Annotated in this window: 16 protein-coding genes; 8 read left to right on the top strand and 8 right to left on the bottom strand. The window is 69.6% G+C overall.

Translation table 11 applies throughout. From position 1 onward, the window contains the following. Positions 1 to 161 precede the first annotated feature (161 nt). Positions 162 to 635 (top strand): redox-sensitive transcriptional activator SoxR, encoded by a 474-nt coding sequence (gene soxR, locus Q8791_RS24150; protein ID WP_330094080.1) that lies wholly within the window; start codon positions 162 to 164, stop codon positions 633 to 635. 170 nt (positions 636 to 805) lie between these two features. Here soxR and rnhA read toward each other — a convergent pair whose 3' ends face one another. Then, a complete protein-coding gene (rnhA, locus tag Q8791_RS24145) occupies positions 806 to 1,279 on the bottom strand; it encodes a ribonuclease HI (protein ID WP_330094079.1) in 474 nt (157 codons plus the stop codon). A gap of 198 nt (positions 1,280 to 1,477) precedes the next feature. Between rnhA and Q8791_RS24140 the strand changes: the two genes are divergently transcribed. Continuing rightward, a complete protein-coding gene (locus Q8791_RS24140; RefSeq protein ID WP_330094078.1) occupies positions 1,478 to 1,864 on the top strand; it encodes a VOC family protein in 387 nt (128 codons plus the stop codon). 64 nt (positions 1,865 to 1,928) lie between these two features. Here Q8791_RS24140 and def read toward each other — a convergent pair whose 3' ends face one another. Further along, complete coding sequence (def, locus tag Q8791_RS24135) at positions 1,929 to 2,597, bottom strand: peptide deformylase (RefSeq protein ID WP_330094077.1); 669 nt, start codon at positions 2,595 to 2,597, stop codon at positions 1,929 to 1,931. A 104-nt stretch (positions 2,598 to 2,701) separates the two neighbouring features. Further along, on the bottom strand, positions 2,702 to 3,145 hold the full coding sequence (locus tag Q8791_RS24130; protein ID WP_330094086.1) for an SMI1/KNR4 family protein: 444 nt from the start codon (positions 3,143 to 3,145) through the stop codon (positions 2,702 to 2,704). 379 nt (positions 3,146 to 3,524) lie between these two features. Between Q8791_RS24130 and Q8791_RS24125 the strand changes: the two genes are divergently transcribed. The 3 genes from Q8791_RS24125 to Q8791_RS24115 all read left to right on the top strand — a co-directional run bounded on the left by Q8791_RS24125 (position 3,525) and on the right by Q8791_RS24115 (position 6,522). Beyond that, the gene (locus Q8791_RS24125; protein ID WP_330094076.1) at positions 3,525 to 4,496 is read left to right on the top strand and encodes a hypothetical protein; all 972 of its coding nucleotides are present in this window, start codon (positions 3,525 to 3,527) and stop codon (positions 4,494 to 4,496) included. Positions 4,497 to 4,657: 161 nt separating this feature from the next. Continuing rightward, positions 4,658 to 5,923 carry a sensor histidine kinase gene (locus tag Q8791_RS24120; protein WP_330094075.1) on the top strand — a complete coding sequence of 422 codons (1,266 nt, stop codon included), beginning with the start codon at positions 4,658 to 4,660 and terminating at the stop codon, positions 5,921 to 5,923. Beyond that, a complete protein-coding gene (locus tag Q8791_RS24115; protein ID WP_330094074.1) occupies positions 5,875 to 6,522 on the top strand; it encodes a response regulator transcription factor in 648 nt (215 codons plus the stop codon). The genes Q8791_RS24120 and Q8791_RS24115 overlap by 49 nt, the downstream gene beginning before the upstream one ends. 56 nt (positions 6,523 to 6,578) lie before the next feature. Here Q8791_RS24115 and Q8791_RS24110 read toward each other — a convergent pair whose 3' ends face one another. From Q8791_RS24110 to Q8791_RS24090, 5 genes are all read right to left on the bottom strand, one after another. Beyond that, on the bottom strand, positions 6,579 to 8,531 hold the full coding sequence (locus Q8791_RS24110) for an AMP-binding protein (RefSeq protein ID WP_330094073.1): 1,953 nt from the start codon (positions 8,529 to 8,531) through the stop codon (positions 6,579 to 6,581). A gap of 143 nt (positions 8,532 to 8,674) precedes the next feature. Beyond that, the gene (locus Q8791_RS24105) at positions 8,675 to 9,841 is read right to left on the bottom strand and encodes a multidrug effflux MFS transporter (RefSeq protein WP_407942042.1); all 1,167 of its coding nucleotides are present in this window, start codon (positions 9,839 to 9,841) and stop codon (positions 8,675 to 8,677) included. A gap of 288 nt (positions 9,842 to 10,129) precedes the next feature. Then, the gene (locus Q8791_RS24100; RefSeq protein WP_330094071.1) at positions 10,130 to 10,567 is read right to left on the bottom strand and encodes a DUF3037 domain-containing protein; all 438 of its coding nucleotides are present in this window, start codon (positions 10,565 to 10,567) and stop codon (positions 10,130 to 10,132) included. After that, complete coding sequence (locus Q8791_RS24095; RefSeq protein WP_330094085.1) at positions 10,564 to 11,331, bottom strand: HipA family kinase; 768 nt, start codon at positions 11,329 to 11,331, stop codon at positions 10,564 to 10,566. The genes Q8791_RS24100 and Q8791_RS24095 overlap by 4 nt, the downstream gene beginning before the upstream one ends. 351 nt (positions 11,332 to 11,682) lie before the next feature. Further along, positions 11,683 to 12,402: a hypothetical protein gene (locus tag Q8791_RS24090; RefSeq protein ID WP_330094070.1), complete on the bottom strand. Its 720-nt coding sequence runs from the start codon at positions 12,400 to 12,402 to the stop codon at positions 11,683 to 11,685. Positions 12,403 to 12,551: 149 nt separating this feature from the next. Here Q8791_RS24090 and Q8791_RS24085 point away from each other — a divergent pair, with 149 nt between their 5' ends. From Q8791_RS24085 to Q8791_RS24075, 3 genes are all read left to right on the top strand, one after another. Beyond that, positions 12,552 to 13,619: an AAA family ATPase gene (locus Q8791_RS24085; protein ID WP_330094069.1), complete on the top strand. Its 1,068-nt coding sequence runs from the start codon at positions 12,552 to 12,554 to the stop codon at positions 13,617 to 13,619. A 4-nt stretch (positions 13,620 to 13,623) separates the two neighbouring features. Next, positions 13,624 to 14,592 carry a DUF58 domain-containing protein gene (locus Q8791_RS24080; RefSeq protein WP_330094068.1) on the top strand — a complete coding sequence of 323 codons (969 nt, stop codon included), beginning with the start codon at positions 13,624 to 13,626 and terminating at the stop codon, positions 14,590 to 14,592. A gap of 77 nt (positions 14,593 to 14,669) precedes the next feature. Beyond that, on the top strand, positions 14,670 to 15,617 hold the full coding sequence (locus tag Q8791_RS24075; protein ID WP_330094067.1) for a VWA domain-containing protein: 948 nt from the start codon (positions 14,670 to 14,672) through the stop codon (positions 15,615 to 15,617). Positions 15,618 to 15,627 lie beyond the last annotated feature (10 nt).

The following is a 15,627-nucleotide window of genomic DNA, read 5'->3' as shown; positions in this document are numbered from 1 at the left end:
CTCCTCCTCCACAAAGGACGCGTCACCGAAACCGGCACCCACCACCAACTCCTCGTCCGCGGCGGCGCCTACGCACGCCTGTACGCCCTGCGCGGCACCCACCGCACCCGCACCCCCTGACCCCCACACCCCGCCACCACCGACGACCTAGGATGGGCACCGTGCCACCCATCACCAAGGAACTCACCGTCGGCCAGGTCGCCGAACGCGCCGGAGTCGCCGTCTCCGCCCTGCACTTCTACGAACGCCAGGGCCTCATCCACAGCCGCCGCACCAGCGGAAACCAACGCCGCTACCGCCGCGACACCCTGCGCAGGGTCTCCTTCATCCGCATCTCCCAACGCGTCGGCATGCCCCTGGCCCGCATCCGCCAGGCCCTCGAGGAACTCCCCGACAACCGCACCCCCACCCGAACCGACTGGGCCCGCGTCTCCGAACAGTGGCGCGACGAACTCGACGCACGCATCGCCCAACTCATCCGCCTGCGCGACGACCTCACCGGCTGCATCGGCTGCGGCTGCCTGTCCCTGGACACCTGCACCCTGTCCAACCCCGACGACGAACTCGCCGCAGCAGGACCCGGACCACGCCGCCTCATGGTCCAGTCCCTCGCCGACGACGTCGACACCCTCTAGCAGCACCGCCCACCGCACCCCCGCCACCGGCGCGCAGGGCCACCACCCCCGGGGGGACACAGACCCCGAGCCGGCCCCGACCCCCCACGGGCACCCCGCACACCCGCCCCCGCACACACCGATGGCGGCGACCCCCACAGGGACCACCGCCACCGCACACCCCGAGCCGCCTACCGGCCCGCAGCCTCATCCCGCCCGCGCCGGGCCAGCTCGTCCGCGCGCTCGTTGCCCTCGTCGCCGCTGTGCCCGCGCACCCACCGCCACTCCACCTCGTAGCGCGAGGCCACCTCGTCCAGGCGCTGCCACAGGTCGACGTTCTTCACCGGCTTCTTGTCGGCCGTCTTCCACCCGCGCTTCTTCCACCCGTGCAACCAGGTCGTGATCCCGTTGCGCACGTAGGAGGAATCGGTGTGCACCAGCACCGGCAGCGGCTTCTTCAGACTCTCCAACGCCTGGATGGCCGCCATCAGCTCCATCCGGTTGTTGGTGGTCTGCTCCTCACTCCCGTACAACTCCTTCTCGTGCGCGCCGTAGCTCAACCACACCCCCCACCCTCCCGGGCCGGGGTTGCCGCTGCACGCCCCGTCGGTGTACACGACCACCCTCTGCGCCGACTCCCGGTCGGCCTCGTCCCCGTTGTGCATGCCGCGCAATCTACCGCCCCCGCCGGTCACAGAAGAGTCACACCCCCCACGGTTCGGGCCACCTACAGAGCCACATTGCCCCAATGGCACCCCTAAACACACCATTTCGGACCGCTGACACCCCCAAAGGCACCCCCACCCCACCCACACACCGACCACCGCGAAACCCCGTCGCACCCCCTCGGCCTGCCCACGACAATGACCCACCCCACCCCCACGGAGAGGAAACCGCATGAGCCCGCCCCTCATCCGCGCCTTCACCGTCGACTACGCCGACCCCCACGCCCTGGGCCACCCCCTGCACCCCCAGGGCCGCCCCGGCGACCCCGAGGCCCTCCTCCCCTCCCCCAGGGGCCGCCCCTGCTCTTCATCGGCGTCCCCGAACCCAAAACCCTCAAGAACCGCCTGCACCTGGACCTGGAAGCCGCCCCCGGCTCCACCCGCGACACCGAAGTCGAACGCCTGCTCGCCCTGGGCGCCACCCTCCTCCACGACCTGCGCGGGGGCCGGAGCACCGACTGGGCCGTCCTGGCCGACCCCGAGGGCAACGAGTTCTGCGTCGGGCGCGCCGACCACGAACCCTGACCCCCGCGGGCACACAAAAAAGGGGCGCCCCGGCCACCGCCGGGACGCCCCCTCACACACGGGCTCAGCCCGCGAACTCCTCCGCCAGCTGCGCCGCACGCTCCTCACGACGCGCGAACACGTCGTGGGCCATCTCGTCCATCTTCTTCAGCACCCGCTTGCGCTCACGCGCCGAGAGCCGGTCGACGTACAACCGCCCCAGGGTGTGGTCGGTCTCGTGCTGCAGGCACCGGGCGAAGTACCCGCTCCCGCTCACCACCACCGGTGTGCCGTCACGGTCCACACCCCGCACCGTCGCGTTCACAGCCCGCCCCAGGTCCGCGTGCGGCCCCGGCACCGACAGGCAGCCCTCGCTCTCGACCTCCACCGCGTCGTCCAGGTCGCGCTCGTCCAACACCGGGTTGACCACGTGCCCCACGTGGCGCACCCCGTCGTCGTCGGGGCAGTCGTAGACGAACAGGCGCATGTCCACACCCACCTGGTTGCCCGCCAGCCCCACACCCTCGGCCGCGTACATCGTCCGGAACATGTCGTCGACGAGCCGGTGCAGCTCCTCGCCGCCCAACATCTCCTCGGGCACGTCCGCGTTGCGCCGGTGCAGGACCTCCTCACCCGTCACGGTGACGCGCCGCACACGGCCGCGCGAGGCCTCCGGGGCCAGCTCGGGGAAGTCCTCCACCTCCCGGCCCTGGACGACAGCGGCGACATGGGCAGGCGTGGACTGCTCCGACATGGTCCTACTCTCAAACGCACTAGGGGAGAAAACGGTGGCACAACGCCACCAACACCCCGAAAAATAGCACGAAACGGCAGGTCAGCCGCGCACGGAACCACGGCTCAACGGAACCAGGAATTGCCCTGGATCAGGCATCGCGCCAGGTAGTCGCGCAACGACACCACCACCAACCGCCGCCGGTCCGTCTCATGATCCCACACCACGATCCCCGGACCGTAGTCCGTGTGCACGTACGCGAACTGCGGACCCATGTCCGAATCGCCGAAGAAGATCATCTCGTCGAAAGGCGCGTACAACTCCAGATAGTCGGGCTCACCCCGCATCGCGAGGTTGTCCTCCACCAGGCGCCGCGCACTCCACACCACCGCGTCCCCGTACTCGTTGGTCACCCCGTCCGCCTCCCGCAACAGGGAGGCCAACTCGAACGGGAGAGGCAGCATCAGCCGCTTCTCCACCTCGGCAAGGGTCACCTCATCGGCCGGATCGTACAGATCGGCCTCGGGATACATCTCCAGGATCAGTTCACGCCACACACTCCCGATCATCACAGGTCGTGGCAAGACACGGGAAATCGTCGGCGGCGAGTTGCGCCAAAAACCCGAGCGAACGACGTCCGCACCGACACAAACCCCCACCCACACCCCCACACGGCCCCCGCGGGAATAGCCGCACCCCTCTCCCCGTTGGACCCCACAGCGGGACGGTGCGGTTGCAAGTGTCCCCCGGGCTCCACCCGAAGCCTTCGCGGAGTACCGCGCCCTCAGGGGCGGTCATGGAACCGCGTTGTGCGCCACGCCGTGAGGCGACCGCCGCACCGTCCCGCCCTTCCCACACCCCCGTGCACCAGATGCCACCAATGCCCCGAACGCGCCCAAAATGTCACTCTAAGTTTACGCATCACAACAACGGGCGATAATAGTGACCATGGCCACCACCAAGCAACGCCTGCTCGCCACAGCCATCGCCACCGCCCTCACCCTGCCCGCCCCCGCACACGCCACCACAACCCCCACAACCACCCCCACCCAAACCACCACCTACCCCGGACACACCACCAGCCGCTACGTCCCCCTCGGCCCCGCCACAGCCGACCACGCACGCGACGCCGGATGCACCGAAGGCCGCACCGGCACCAACGGCGTCCGCATCCTCTTCTTCGGCACCCAGGAAACCGACAACCAACTCCGCGAACCCGGCACCAGCCACGGCACCACCACACCCCGAGCAGCCACCACCAAAGCCGCCGCCTACGCCCACCACTGGGCCAAGGGCTTCACCGACTGCCGCACCGGCCAAACCCGCGCACACCTCGCCCTCGGCATCAACAACAAGGACGACGGCGGCCTCACCGGCACCACCGCCGGACGCCAATGGGCCACCCTCGTCGACGACGCCCGCCAACGCTCCACCACCCCCGCCGTCACCATCACCGGCGCCCTCGACGCCGAACCCGGCTGGTCCACACCCGCCTGGGCCCGCAACTGGATCAACGCCTACACCGACACCACCACAACCCCCCTCCACACCGCCAACTCAGCCGACGGATGCCCCACCACCGGCACCACCGACTGCAACAACAACTGGACCCTCGCCGACGTCCACCACCTCGCCGGAGGCGGACAACCCACCGTCCACGCCCTCCCCCAGATCTACCGAACCGACGGCATCCAAGCCCGCCAATGGGCCAACATCAGCCTCTGGGGACACACCCACGCCGACGACCCCCTCCGCTTCGCCGGCGCCATGTCCCAACACACCGCCTGCCAACAGCGCACCTGCAACAACACCGACAACACCCCCCGCCAGGCCTGGACCCAACTCACCGACGCCCTCAACGCCAACACCGCCACCCGCATCACCCGACTCGACACCGCCACCGACATCCGCTGGCCCTGACCCACCCACCCCCACCCGCTCCCACACCGGAGCGGGTCACACCCATGCCCACACCCAAGACGAAACCACCCGAAAGGGGAGCCACCACCACCGCCAACACCACCCCCCACCCGCCAGAATGGACACAACACACCACACCAGCAGGAACGGAAGAACCACCCATGGCCACCGCACCCCACCACCGCGCAGGCCGCCTCACCACCCTGGCCTACCTCTTCCTCCTGCTCTCCCAGAACATCTCCGCCCTCCTCCTCCTCCCCCTCGTCCTCGCCTCCGCCATCCTCACCCTCTTCTGGATCGGCCTCCCCTTCGTCATCCTCACCGGCATCCTCCTGCGCACCCTCGCCGACAGCCAACGCCGAACCCTCGGCCACCTCCTCCCCAAAGGCCCCATCCCCTCCGCCTACCGCCCCATCCCCCCAGGAGGCCTCACCAGACGCGGAACCACGATCATCACCGACCCCGGCACCTGGAAAGACCTCCTCTGGCTCATCGCCGGAACAGCCAACATCACCCTCATCGCCATCCCCGCCGCCCTCATCGGCCACGCCATCTACCAACTCCTCTTCGCCCTCGGCCTGGCCGGCACCGCCCTCTACGACAGCTACACCCCCACCACCCCCCTCGACCAACTCATCCTCCTCGCCCCCTCAGCCCTCCTCCTCACCCTCGGCCTGCTCCTCCTCCCACCCACCCTCGACATCTACATCCGCTTCAACCGCCTCCTCCTCTCCCCCTCCGAAAAAGCCCGACTCACCGCCCGCGTCGCCCACCTCGCCACCAGCCGCGCCAACACCATCGACAGCCAAGCCTCCGAAATCCGCCGCATCGAACGCGACCTCCACGACGGAGCCCAAGCCCGCCTCGTCGCCCTCGGCATGCACCTCGGCATGGCCGAACAAATCGTCGAACAAGACCCCCGCACCGCCCGCTCCATGCTCACCGAAGCCCGCGAAACCACCCGCCACGCCCTCACCGAACTCCGCGACCTCGTCCGCGGCATCCACCCACCCGTCCTCGTCGAACGCGGACTCGACGGAGCCGTCCACGCCCTCGCCCTCACCCACCACCTCCCCATCACCGTCACCATCGACCTCGACGGCCGCCCCGCCGACCCCGTCGAATCCGCCGCCTACTTCGCCATCGCCGAACTCCTCACCAACACCGCCAAACACGCACACGCCACCGAAGCCTGGATCCACATCAACCACGGCCGCGACCGCCTCGTCATCACCATCACCGACAACGGCACCGGCGGAGCCGCCCCCACCCCCGGCAGCGGCCTCGCCGGCATCGGACGACGCCTCGACGCCTTCGATGGCACGATGAACATCACCAGCCCACAGGGCGGCCCCACCATCGTGACCCTGGAGATCCCGTGCGCGTTGTCATCGCCGAAGACCTCGCCCTCCTCCGCGAGGGACTGATCCGACTCCTCGAAGCACACGACTTCACCGTCGTCGCCGCCGTCGACAACGGACCCGACCTACACACCGCCCTCACCGAACACAAACCCGACGTCGCCGTCGTCGACGTCCGACTCCCACCCACCTTCACCGACGAGGGACTCCAAGCCGCCATCGGAGCCCGCACCCAGATCCCCGGACTCCCCATCCTCGTCCTCTCCCAACACGTCGAACAGCTCTACGCCCGCGAACTCCTCTCCGACGCCGAAGGCGGAGTCGGCTACCTCCTCAAGGACCGCGTCTTCGACATCGGCCAGTTCATCGAAGCCGTCCGCCGCGTCGCCGACGGCGGCACCGCCATGGACCCCGCCGTCATCTCCCAGCTCCTCGCCCGCCAGGACCAGAGCGGCCCCCTCGCCCAACTCACCCCCCGCGAACGCGAAGTCCTCTCCGAAATGGCCGAAGGCCGCTCCAACTCCGCCATCGCCGGACGCCTCTACATCACCGAAAAAGCCGTCAGCAAGCACATCAACAACATCTTCACCAAACTCGACCTACCGCCCTCCTCCGACGACAGCCGCCGCGTCCTCGCCGTCCTCGCCTACCTCAACGGCCAGTAGACACAAAAAACCGCGGCCCCCGGCACAACACCGAGGGCCGCGGCCACACGCCACCCCTACCGCTCCCGACGAACCCGATACAAACCGTCGATCTCCTCCGAGAACGCCCGCAACACCGCCTCACGACGCAACTCACCCGAAGGCTGCACCAACCCCGACTGCACCGTGAACTCCTCCGCCAACACATGGAACGACCGCACCGCCAAATGCCGCGGCACGCTCCGATTGGCCTCATACACCAAACCCTGCACCTCACGCAGCAGATCACGATCCCCCGCGATCTCCTCAGGCGCCATCGACAACGGCCGACCGTTCACCAACCGCCAGTACTCCAACTGATCACGCACCAACGTCACCAGCGCACTCGCGAACGGACGCCCCTCCACGATCACCAACACCTGACTGATCAACGGATGAGCACGCAACCGCGCCTCGAACTCCGCGACCAACTCCCCGTCCCCACGCTCCACCGGAGCCTCCGCCACAGGCAACGGAGCAGTCGCAGCAGCGGGCAACGCAGCAGCCCGCACTACCGGAGCCGCCTCCGACACAGCCTCCAGCTCCGCCACGGCCCCCGCACCACCGGCCACGAACCGCCCCGGCACCCCCACCGACGCCGCCTGCGGACGCAACCGGCCCACCACCGTCACAAACCCGTCCCCGTCCACCTCCACCGAGAACCCCGTCGCCAACCACCCCTCACGGAACGCACTCCGCGACGCCTCCTCGTCCCCCCAGTACCCCGAGAACAACCCGCCACCGCGCACGTGCGCCTCACCCTCACGCGAGACCCACACCTCACGACCGTCCACCGCACGACCCACCGTCCCCGGCGACCGCTCACCCACACCGCCCGCCGCGAACGCCCCCGCCGTCTCCGCCGTACCGAACACCTGGAACACCGGAATCCCCACACCGCCGTAGAACGAGTCCAGACGGTCCGACAACCCGCCACCCCAGCACACCGCCACGTGCACCCGGTTCCCCAACGCCTCACGCAACTTCGCGAACTGCCAGTCGTACATCGACCTCGACAACCGCTGCCAGGCGCCCTTCTTCGGCGACCGGTCGAACTGCACCGCCGAATCCACCGCCGAGTTGAACGTCCCCAGCGAGTCCCACCCCGTCGAACGCGCGCTCCCGCGCTCCGCCTCGAAGACCGACTCCAACAACCCCGAACCGCACACCAGCACCGTCGGCCGGAACGACTCCACCCGACGCAGGAACCCGCCCGGCTCCGACAACCCCACGCGCACACGACCCACCATGCACGCCAACAACGACGTCAACCCCTGCACCTGCGACAACGGCAGATCCAACAACGTGCTCGCCCGCCCCGGCGGCAACTCCGCCAGCCGCGGCCACACACGGTCCGCCACACCCGCCGCCGACGACAGCAGAGCACCGTGCGACAACACCACACCCCGCATCGAGCGCGACACCGTACTCATCGGATACAGCACCGCCGCCGCGTCCTCGGGCTGGGTCTCGTCCCGCCGGAACCGCACCGACGACGCGTCCATGTACTGGCCCAGCGAGGCGATCCCCTCCAGGCCCGCCTCCATCCGCCACACACGCCCCAGGTCCGGCAACTCGCGCTGCAACGCCGTCGCAGCACGCAGCAACCGGTCCCCCTGGACCACCGCCGCCGCCGGACGCGTCTGCCGCACCACGTGCGCCACCCGCTCCGCCGAAGCCGACTGCGGCAACGGAACGAGCACCCCCCGCACCGACCACACCGCGAACGCGACCCGCACCCAGTCCTGGTGCGGTGAGGCCGCCAACAGCACGCGGTCGCCCTCACCCACCCCGGCGGCGACCAAACCCTTGGCCACCGCCGTCACCTCGGTCGCGAACTCACCGGCCGTCACCCGCTCCCAGCGACCCTCGTCCCTGGGCACCGAGAACACCTCGGCATGGGCGTCGGAGTTCGCCACCTCGTACACCAGGTCGCTCAGCCCGGAAAGGCCCAGTGCCCATGCACCTGGGGTGACGCTCGCTTCGCCCATACCTATTCATCCTCTGCCACATCGGAAGACGGGTTCACACAAGACCAGACCCGCCTCAATCGGGGAATTGTGACCTACTGTGCCCACAATCCCCACCACACGGCAACCTGGCACCAGAACCCAAAACCCCAGCACTCCTGGGGTCATCGGATCTTCGAACGCACCGTCCACACATACGCCGCCAAGGACAGCGACACCGCCGACACCATCACCAGCGACATGCTCAACAAGGACGCCTGACCCGACGGCGTCGCACCCGCCAGAGCCGCCACACCGCCACCCAGCGCGAACTGCAACGCCCCCATCAACGCCGAGGCCGTACCCGCCACCGAGGCCGGCTGCCCGTCCAGAGCCGTCACCGTCGCGTTCGGCATGATGAAACCGACACTGAACATCATCAGCGCCAACAACCCCACAGCCATCAACAACGTCGCCACACCCGTGGCCGCCAGCACCGCGAGCGCACCCACCGACACCAGGGCGAGCCCCAGCCCCAGCCCCAGACGCCGCAACGTGTCCACCCGGCCGACCAGGAAACCGTTCGCCTGCGTACCCGCCATCATCCCCAACGAGTTGACGGCGAACAGCCACGCATACGTCTGCGGAGACGCACCGAACTCCTGCTGCGACACGAACGAGAACGCCGACACGTACGTGAACAACATCCCGAAACTCAGACCCAGCGTCAGCACCGGACCCACGAACCGCGGCTGACGCACCAGCCCCGACACGGTCGACACCAGCTGACGCGGCCCCTGACGACGACGGGACTCCACCGGCAGGCTCTCCGGCAACCACACCAGCACCAACACGAAACTGACGGCCGACATCACCGCCAGCACCCAGAAGCTCACCTGCCAAGGACCCACCAGCAGCAACTGCGCACCCACGAGCGGCGCCAGAAGCGGCGCCAGCATCATCACCAGAGCCAGCCGCGAGAAGAACCTCACCGCGTCGTCGCCCTCGAACAGGTCACGCACCACCGCACGCGAGATCACCGCACCTGCGGCACCCGCCACACCCTGCACGAACCGCAACACGATGAACAGCGTCACGTCCGGCACGAACACACACAGCACCGACGTCACCGTGAACACGGCGACACCCACCAACAGCGGGCCGCGACGCCCCCAGGCGTCACTCATCGGCCCCAGGACCAACTGCCCGACCGCCAGACCGAGCATGATCGCGGTCAGCGTCAGCTGAATCTGCGCCTCGCTCGTCCCCAGATCCTGGGTGATCTGCGGAAACGCCGGCAGGTACATGTCGGTCGCCAACGGCCCGGTGGCCGCCAGCACACCCAGCACCATCACCAACAGGGCGATCGACTTACGCGACCGCGTCCAGGGCACGCTCCCGGCCGCACCGGGACTCTCGGAGGTCGACGGGTTCTCGGAGATCACACCCGCCCCCTGCTCAGGGGGCGAGACGGGGGAGTTCGGGGACTGCACAGGCGCTCCAACTCAAGGAAGAGGAAAAGGGGCCGGATGGGAGCGAGCCCACCGACAACGGCCACTCCATACCAACACCCCGCAGAGCGGAATAGCTCCCCCTCGACGCGACCAATCACCTGTGATGTCCGTTACCACCCCGAAGCATCACCGGACGAGACGGTCGAGCAGCCTCTCCAACTCCGCCTCCGGGTCCTCCGCCAGCCCCCCGTGGATCGGCCCGGGCTGCACGATCGTGCTCCGCGGCGCGGTCAGCCAACGGAACCGCCGGCCGGGCCGCTCACGGCCCGCGGCACCGGCTCCGGCACCGCCACGGCACATCGCCTCGACCGCATCCAGGGCGCGCAGCACGCCGACCACGTCCACCCCTGGCGCCACAGCACGCAGGCGCTCCTCGTCCAAGAACGTCCTCGCCGCCAGGAACCCCCGCTCCTGGCTGTACACGATCACGCCGGCGTTGACGCACTCACCGCGCTCCAGGCACGGCACCACCCGCACCAGCGCGTACTCGAACACCACCCGGTCACGCTCCACACCCACACGCCCCGTCGTCACCGCGTCGCTGTAACGCCTCACGTCGCTCATCCCGCCACCCCCGGCAGCCACGAACGGTCGGCCACACGCGCCGACAGGTGCCTCACGTACGCCTCGCGCACGTCCTCGGGTGCGTCGAACCCCGGCTCGTCCACCAGCCACTCGTCGGGAACCAGGCCCACCACACTCCGCAGCAGCCCTTCGTCCACCAGGGGGGCGAACGCCTCGTCCGCCGCGGCGAGGTCGGGCGAGAACCCCGACAGCACGTGGTCGGCGGCATCGTAGGCACGGCCGACGAAACGGTCCGCGCCACTCCAGTTGTGGTGGAAGATCAGCGTCGCCCCGTGGTCGATCAGGTACGGTCTCCCGTGCCACAGGAGCATGTTCGGGTTGCGCCACGAGCGGTCCACGTTGCCCGTGAGCGCGTCGAACCACAGGACACGCCCGGCGAACCCCGGATCCGCCTCGAACGTCAGTGGGTCGAACCCGAGCGACCCCGGCAGGAAGTCCATGCCGAGGTTGAGCCCGCCGCTCGCCTTGAGCAGCTCCTGCACCTCCTGGTCGGGCTCACCACGGGCGATCACCGCGTCGAACTCCACCAGGGCCAACTCGGGGACCGGGAGTCCCAGGGCCCTGCCGAGCTCACCGGCGACGACCTCGGCGACCAGCGTCTTGCGCCCCTGACCGGCACCGATGAACTTGACCACGTACATCCCCAGGTCGTCGGCCTCGACCAACCCCGGGAGCGAACCACCTTCACGCAGCGCGAGTACGTACCGCGTCGCGATCACCTTTTTCAGCACGCGGACCAGCATAGGCACCGGCCCGACACGACGTGTCGCCGCACCTTCGGCAGCCGCGGCGCTCAACCGCCCACAGGGCGGAGCGGTCTGCCGTCCCTCCCCCTCACCTGCGCACAGCTCTGCCGGGGCCGCTAAACGACGCTGAACACGTTCTAGCCCCATGGCCACGATCGCGACACGCCGAAGGATCACCGATGCGCGAAAGTTCAGGGAAGCGGGCGGCGTAGCCGCGCGAATCCGTTGTGAAGCTTCGTTTTTACAGAAACGAACGCCCACCTTTACGACGTAGATTTTCATGAGGGGAACGACGGGGGGACACGGCCGAAACCGTGTCCCCCCGGGCATTCCGCCGGGCTCCCCCGGTCAGAGGTTGTCCTCGGGCAGCTCTCCCCACTCCCCGTCGCCCTCCCCCGGGCTCGGCATCGGCTGGGAGGGGCCGCTCCCCCCGTCCTCGCCCTCGGTCGGCTGGGGCTCCTCCCCCTGGGTGCCCTCCCCGCCCTCCTCCTGCTCCGACTCCGTGGGCTGTGACGGCCCCGGCATCTCCGGCGGCGGGAACTGGAGCATCCACCAGTACAGGAGCGACACCAGCAGCAGGAGCAGCAGCAGGACCAGGCCCAGACCGCCGATCAGCCACCAGTTGCCCCTCCCCGACTCCACCGCGCTCTCCCCGCGCGCTGCCCACGGCGCCCAGCGCACCGCCGCACCGCCGCGCGAGCCGGCCCAGTGCGGCATGACCACCGGCCCGTGCTCGCTCACACGTCCCGACCGGGCCGCCGACTCCAGGAAGTCCTGCGCGCCCCTCCCCGAACCGTCGTAGGGCACGGCCACCCACAGTGGCGACCGCCCGTCGGTGCGGGCCGCCACCACGTCCGGGCTCTCCTGGACCGCCTCGACGAACCGCGAACGCGCCGAGCCGTCCCCCCCGGCCCCCGAGTCGAGCACCGCCACGCTGACCTGGTCCCCGGAACCGTCCCGCCCCAGGTACACCACGCCCAGGGAGGAGTCGCGCAGCCTCCCCAGGAGCCGGTAACCGCCCAGTTGGCGCGGATCGCCCTCGTTCAGTCCCATTGTGGGAACCGCCATGTCACGCCCCCTTTCCCAACCCCACCCGGCCCGCTCCGCCGCGTCGTGTACCGGACTGGTGGCCGCGAAGCAGGTAGTGTCGCCACAGGTGGGTGATCCACAACCTATCCGGTGCCCCTCCGCGGGGCTCCCAGCCAGGAAGGCGGGACATGGCAGAAACCTCACCCGGAAACGGCTCAGCGGCCCCGTCGGGCTCCGAGAGCGCACCGGGCGAGCCGACCAGGCTGTTGCGCGCGGCGCTGCACGAGGTGTCCACGGTCATCGTGGGCCAGGAACGCATGGTGGAGCGCTCCCTGATCGCCCTGGTCGCCAAGGGCCACTGCCTGATCGAGGGAGTTCCCGGCATTGCCAAGACTTTGGCCGTGTCCACTCTGGCCAAGGTCACCGGCGGCTCGTTCACCAGGATCCAGTTCACTCCGGACCTGGTGCCCTCCGACATCGTCGGAACGCGCATCTACCATCCCTCCACCGAGAAGTTCGCCGTGGAGCTGGGGCCGGTGTTCGCCAACTTCGTGCTCGCCGACGAGATCAACCGTGCTCCGGCCAAGGTCCAGTCGGCCCTGCTGGAGGTCATGGCCGAGCGGCAGGTGTCCCTCGGAGGGACGACCCACCCACTGCCCTCCCCGTTCATCGTCATCGCCACACAGAACCCGATCGAGTCCGAGGGCGTCTACCCGCTGCCCGAGGCCCAGCGAGACCGGTTCCTGATGAAGGTCGACGTCGGGCACCCCCGTGCCCACGAGGAGATGGAGATCCTCCGCCGGATGTCCAGCAGCCCGCCCACCGCGCACCAGGTCCTGGACCCGGTCACCCTGAGCGAGTTGCAGTCCGACGCCGAGCGGGTGCACGTCCACCAGCTCATCGCCGACTACGTCGTGCGGCTGGTCATGGCCACCCGGGAACCGGAGGCCTACCAGATGCCCGACCTGCGCAAGGTGCTGGAGGTGGGCGCCAGTCCGCGCGCCACCCTCGGCCTCGTCGCCTCGGCACGGGCCCTGGCACTGCTGCGCGGGCGCGACTACGTGCTCCCCGACGACGTGCGGGTGCTCGCCCACGACGTCATCGCCCACCGGCTCGTGCTGACCTTCGACGCACTCGCCGACGGGGTCACGCCGGCGCAGGTGGTCGACCGCATCCTGTCGACCGTCCTCGCGCCCCGGGTGATCTGGGACGAGCCTCCCAGCGGAGAGACCGCCTCCTTCGCCTCCCCGAGGTGATCCCGTGACGACACCGGCGATCGGGACCGATCCCCGACTCCGCGCGGCCCTGCGCCGCCTCGACCTGCAGATCGTCCACCGGTTGGAGGGACTGCTGCACGGGGAGCACCTCGGACTGCGGCTGGGCCCGGGGTCGGAGGCCGCCGAGGCCCGCGTGTACCAGCCGGGCGAGGACGACGTGCGGCGCATGGACTGGGCGGTCACCGCGCGCACCGACATCCCGCACGTGCGCGACCTGGTCGCGGACCGGGAGCTGGAGAGCTGGACCCTGCTGGACCTGTCCCCGAGCATGGACTTCGGCACCGGTCTGTGCTCCAAGCGCGATGTCGCGGTCGGCGCGATGGTCGCGGCGAACCTGCTCAGCCAGAAGGTCGGCGACAGGTTCGGGGCCCACTTCCTGCACCACGGCAGGATCCGGCGCTGGCCTGCCCGGTCGGGCAAGGAGGCGCTGCTGTCGCTCCTGGCCACGGTGGCCGCCGCTCCGACGGGGGACGAACGGTCCGCCTCCCCGGAACGGGCGACGCTGGCCGACGCGGTCACGGACCTGGTGCGCACCCGCCGTCGCCGCGGGTTGCGGGTGGTGGTGTCGGACTTCCTGGACACGCCCGCGTTCGGCGGTGACGTCGACTGGGAACGGCCCCTGCGCCAGCTGGCCTCCCGGCACCAGGTGCTGGTGGTGGAGGTGGTCGACCCGCGCGAGCTCGACCTCCCCGAGATCGGGGACGTGACCATGCGCGACCCCCGGTCGGGCCGGGTGCGCGACGTGCGGCTGACGAAGGCGGTGCGCGAGCGCTATCGTCAGGCCGCGGGGGACCAGCGCGTGGCCGTGCGCGACGCACTGCGCCGGTGCGGGGTGCACCACCTCGTGCTGAGAACGGACCGCGACTGGGTACTGGATACGGCACGGTTCGTCATCCACCAGCGGCGTACCGCGCACCACCTGGCCCGCCACACACCGGGGTTTCCCCGGTGAGGGCGGGACACGGCGGGACCGAACGAGGGCGCGGGGCCGGACCCGCCGGACAGTGCCGACGCACGGGGGACTGAGCGATGACCTTCCTTGAGCCCCAGCGGCTGTGGTGGCTGCTCCTGATCGTCGTGGTGGTCGGGGCGTACGTGTTCGCGCAGACCCAGCGGCGCGAGTACACGCTGCGCTTCACGAACCTCGCGCTGCTGGACCAGGTGGCGCCCCACCGGCCCGACATCCGCAGGCACGTCCCGGCCGTGCTGTTCGTGTCGTCCATGGCGGTGCTGATCGCCTCGATGGCGCTGCCGGCGATGCCGGTGGAGCAGCCGCGGGAGCGGGCCACCATCATGGTCGCCGTGGACGTGTCGCTGTCGATGGCGGCCACGGACATCGAGCCGGACCGGTTGCAGGCCGCCAAGGAGTCGGCCCAGGGGTTCGTGGAGACGCTTCCGGACAGGTTCAACGTGGGGCTGGTGGCCTTCTCCTCGACCGCGACGGTGGTGTCCTCGCCCACGCAGGACCACCAGGCGGTGATCGGGTCGATCGAGAACCTGCAGCTGGGGCCGGGCACGGCGATCGGTGAGGGCGTGTTCGCCTCCCTGGAGGCGATCAGCAGCTTCGACGAGGACTCCGAGGACGACCCGCCGCCGTCGGCGATCGTGCTCCTGTCGGACGGGGAGAACACCAGCGGTCGCGACATCGTGCAGGCCTCCTCGACGGCGGCCGAGCAGGAGGTCCCGGTGTCCACGATCGCGTTCGGCACAGGGGCGGCGATGATCGAGATCGACGGCTACCAGGTACCCGCCGACATCGACAAGGACGCACTCCGGGGCCTGGCGCAGGAGACGGCGGGGCACTTCTACGAGGCGGAGAGCGAGACGGAGCTCGACGAGGTCTACGAGGACATCGGTTCGTCCCTGGGCACGGAACTCGTCCACGAGGAGATCGTCACACGGTTCGTGCTGGTCGCGATCATCCTGGGCATGGCCACCGCTCTCACGTCACTGCTCTGGTTCCAGCGGCTTCCGTGACGCGGGCGGG

Source organism: Nocardiopsis codii (assembly GCF_036327455.1).
GTDB lineage: Bacteria > Actinomycetota > Actinomycetes > Streptosporangiales > Streptosporangiaceae > Nocardiopsis > Nocardiopsis codii.
The sequence above is the reverse complement of the archived record's forward strand: the minus strand, read 5'-3'. Positions and strand labels throughout refer to the sequence as shown.

What these genes read in the sequence shown, in the direction of transcription:
- rnhA (WP_330094079.1), bottom strand. Translation starts at nt 1,279, where the DNA reads ATGCACAACGGGGACGAGGCCGACCGGGAGTCGGCGCAGAGGGTGGTC.
- Q8791_RS24140 (WP_330094078.1), top strand. Translation starts at nt 1,478, where the DNA reads ATGACCCACCCCACCCCCACGGAGAGGAAACCGCATGAGCCCGCCCCT.
- def (WP_330094077.1), bottom strand. Translation starts at nt 2,597, where the DNA reads ATGTCGGAGCAGTCCACGCCTGCCCATGTCGCCGCTGTCGTCCAGGGC.
- Q8791_RS24130 (WP_330094086.1), bottom strand. Translation starts at nt 3,145, where the DNA reads ATGATCGGGAGTGTGTGGCGTGAACTGATCCTGGAGATGTATCCCGAG.
- Q8791_RS24125 (WP_330094076.1), top strand. Translation starts at nt 3,525, where the DNA reads ATGGCCACCACCAAGCAACGCCTGCTCGCCACAGCCATCGCCACCGCC.
- Q8791_RS24120 (WP_330094075.1), top strand. Translation starts at nt 4,658, where the DNA reads ATGGCCACCGCACCCCACCACCGCGCAGGCCGCCTCACCACCCTGGCC.
- Q8791_RS24110 (WP_330094073.1), bottom strand. Translation starts at nt 8,531, where the DNA reads ATGGGCGAAGCGAGCGTCACCCCAGGTGCATGGGCACTGGGCCTTTCC.
- Q8791_RS24105 (WP_407942042.1), bottom strand. Translation starts at nt 9,841, where the DNA reads ATGGTGCTGGGTGTGCTGGCGGCCACCGGGCCGTTGGCGACCGACATG.
- Q8791_RS24100 (WP_330094071.1), bottom strand. Translation starts at nt 10,567, where the DNA reads ATGAGCGACGTGAGGCGTTACAGCGACGCGGTGACGACGGGGCGTGTG.
- Q8791_RS24095 (WP_330094085.1), bottom strand. Translation starts at nt 11,331, where the DNA reads ATGCTGGTCCGCGTGCTGAAAAAGGTGATCGCGACGCGGTACGTACTC.
- Q8791_RS24090 (WP_330094070.1), bottom strand. Translation starts at nt 12,402, where the DNA reads ATGGCGGTTCCCACAATGGGACTGAACGAGGGCGATCCGCGCCAACTG.
- Q8791_RS24085 (WP_330094069.1), top strand. Translation starts at nt 12,552, where the DNA reads ATGGCAGAAACCTCACCCGGAAACGGCTCAGCGGCCCCGTCGGGCTCC.
- Q8791_RS24075 (WP_330094067.1), top strand. Translation starts at nt 14,670, where the DNA reads ATGACCTTCCTTGAGCCCCAGCGGCTGTGGTGGCTGCTCCTGATCGTC.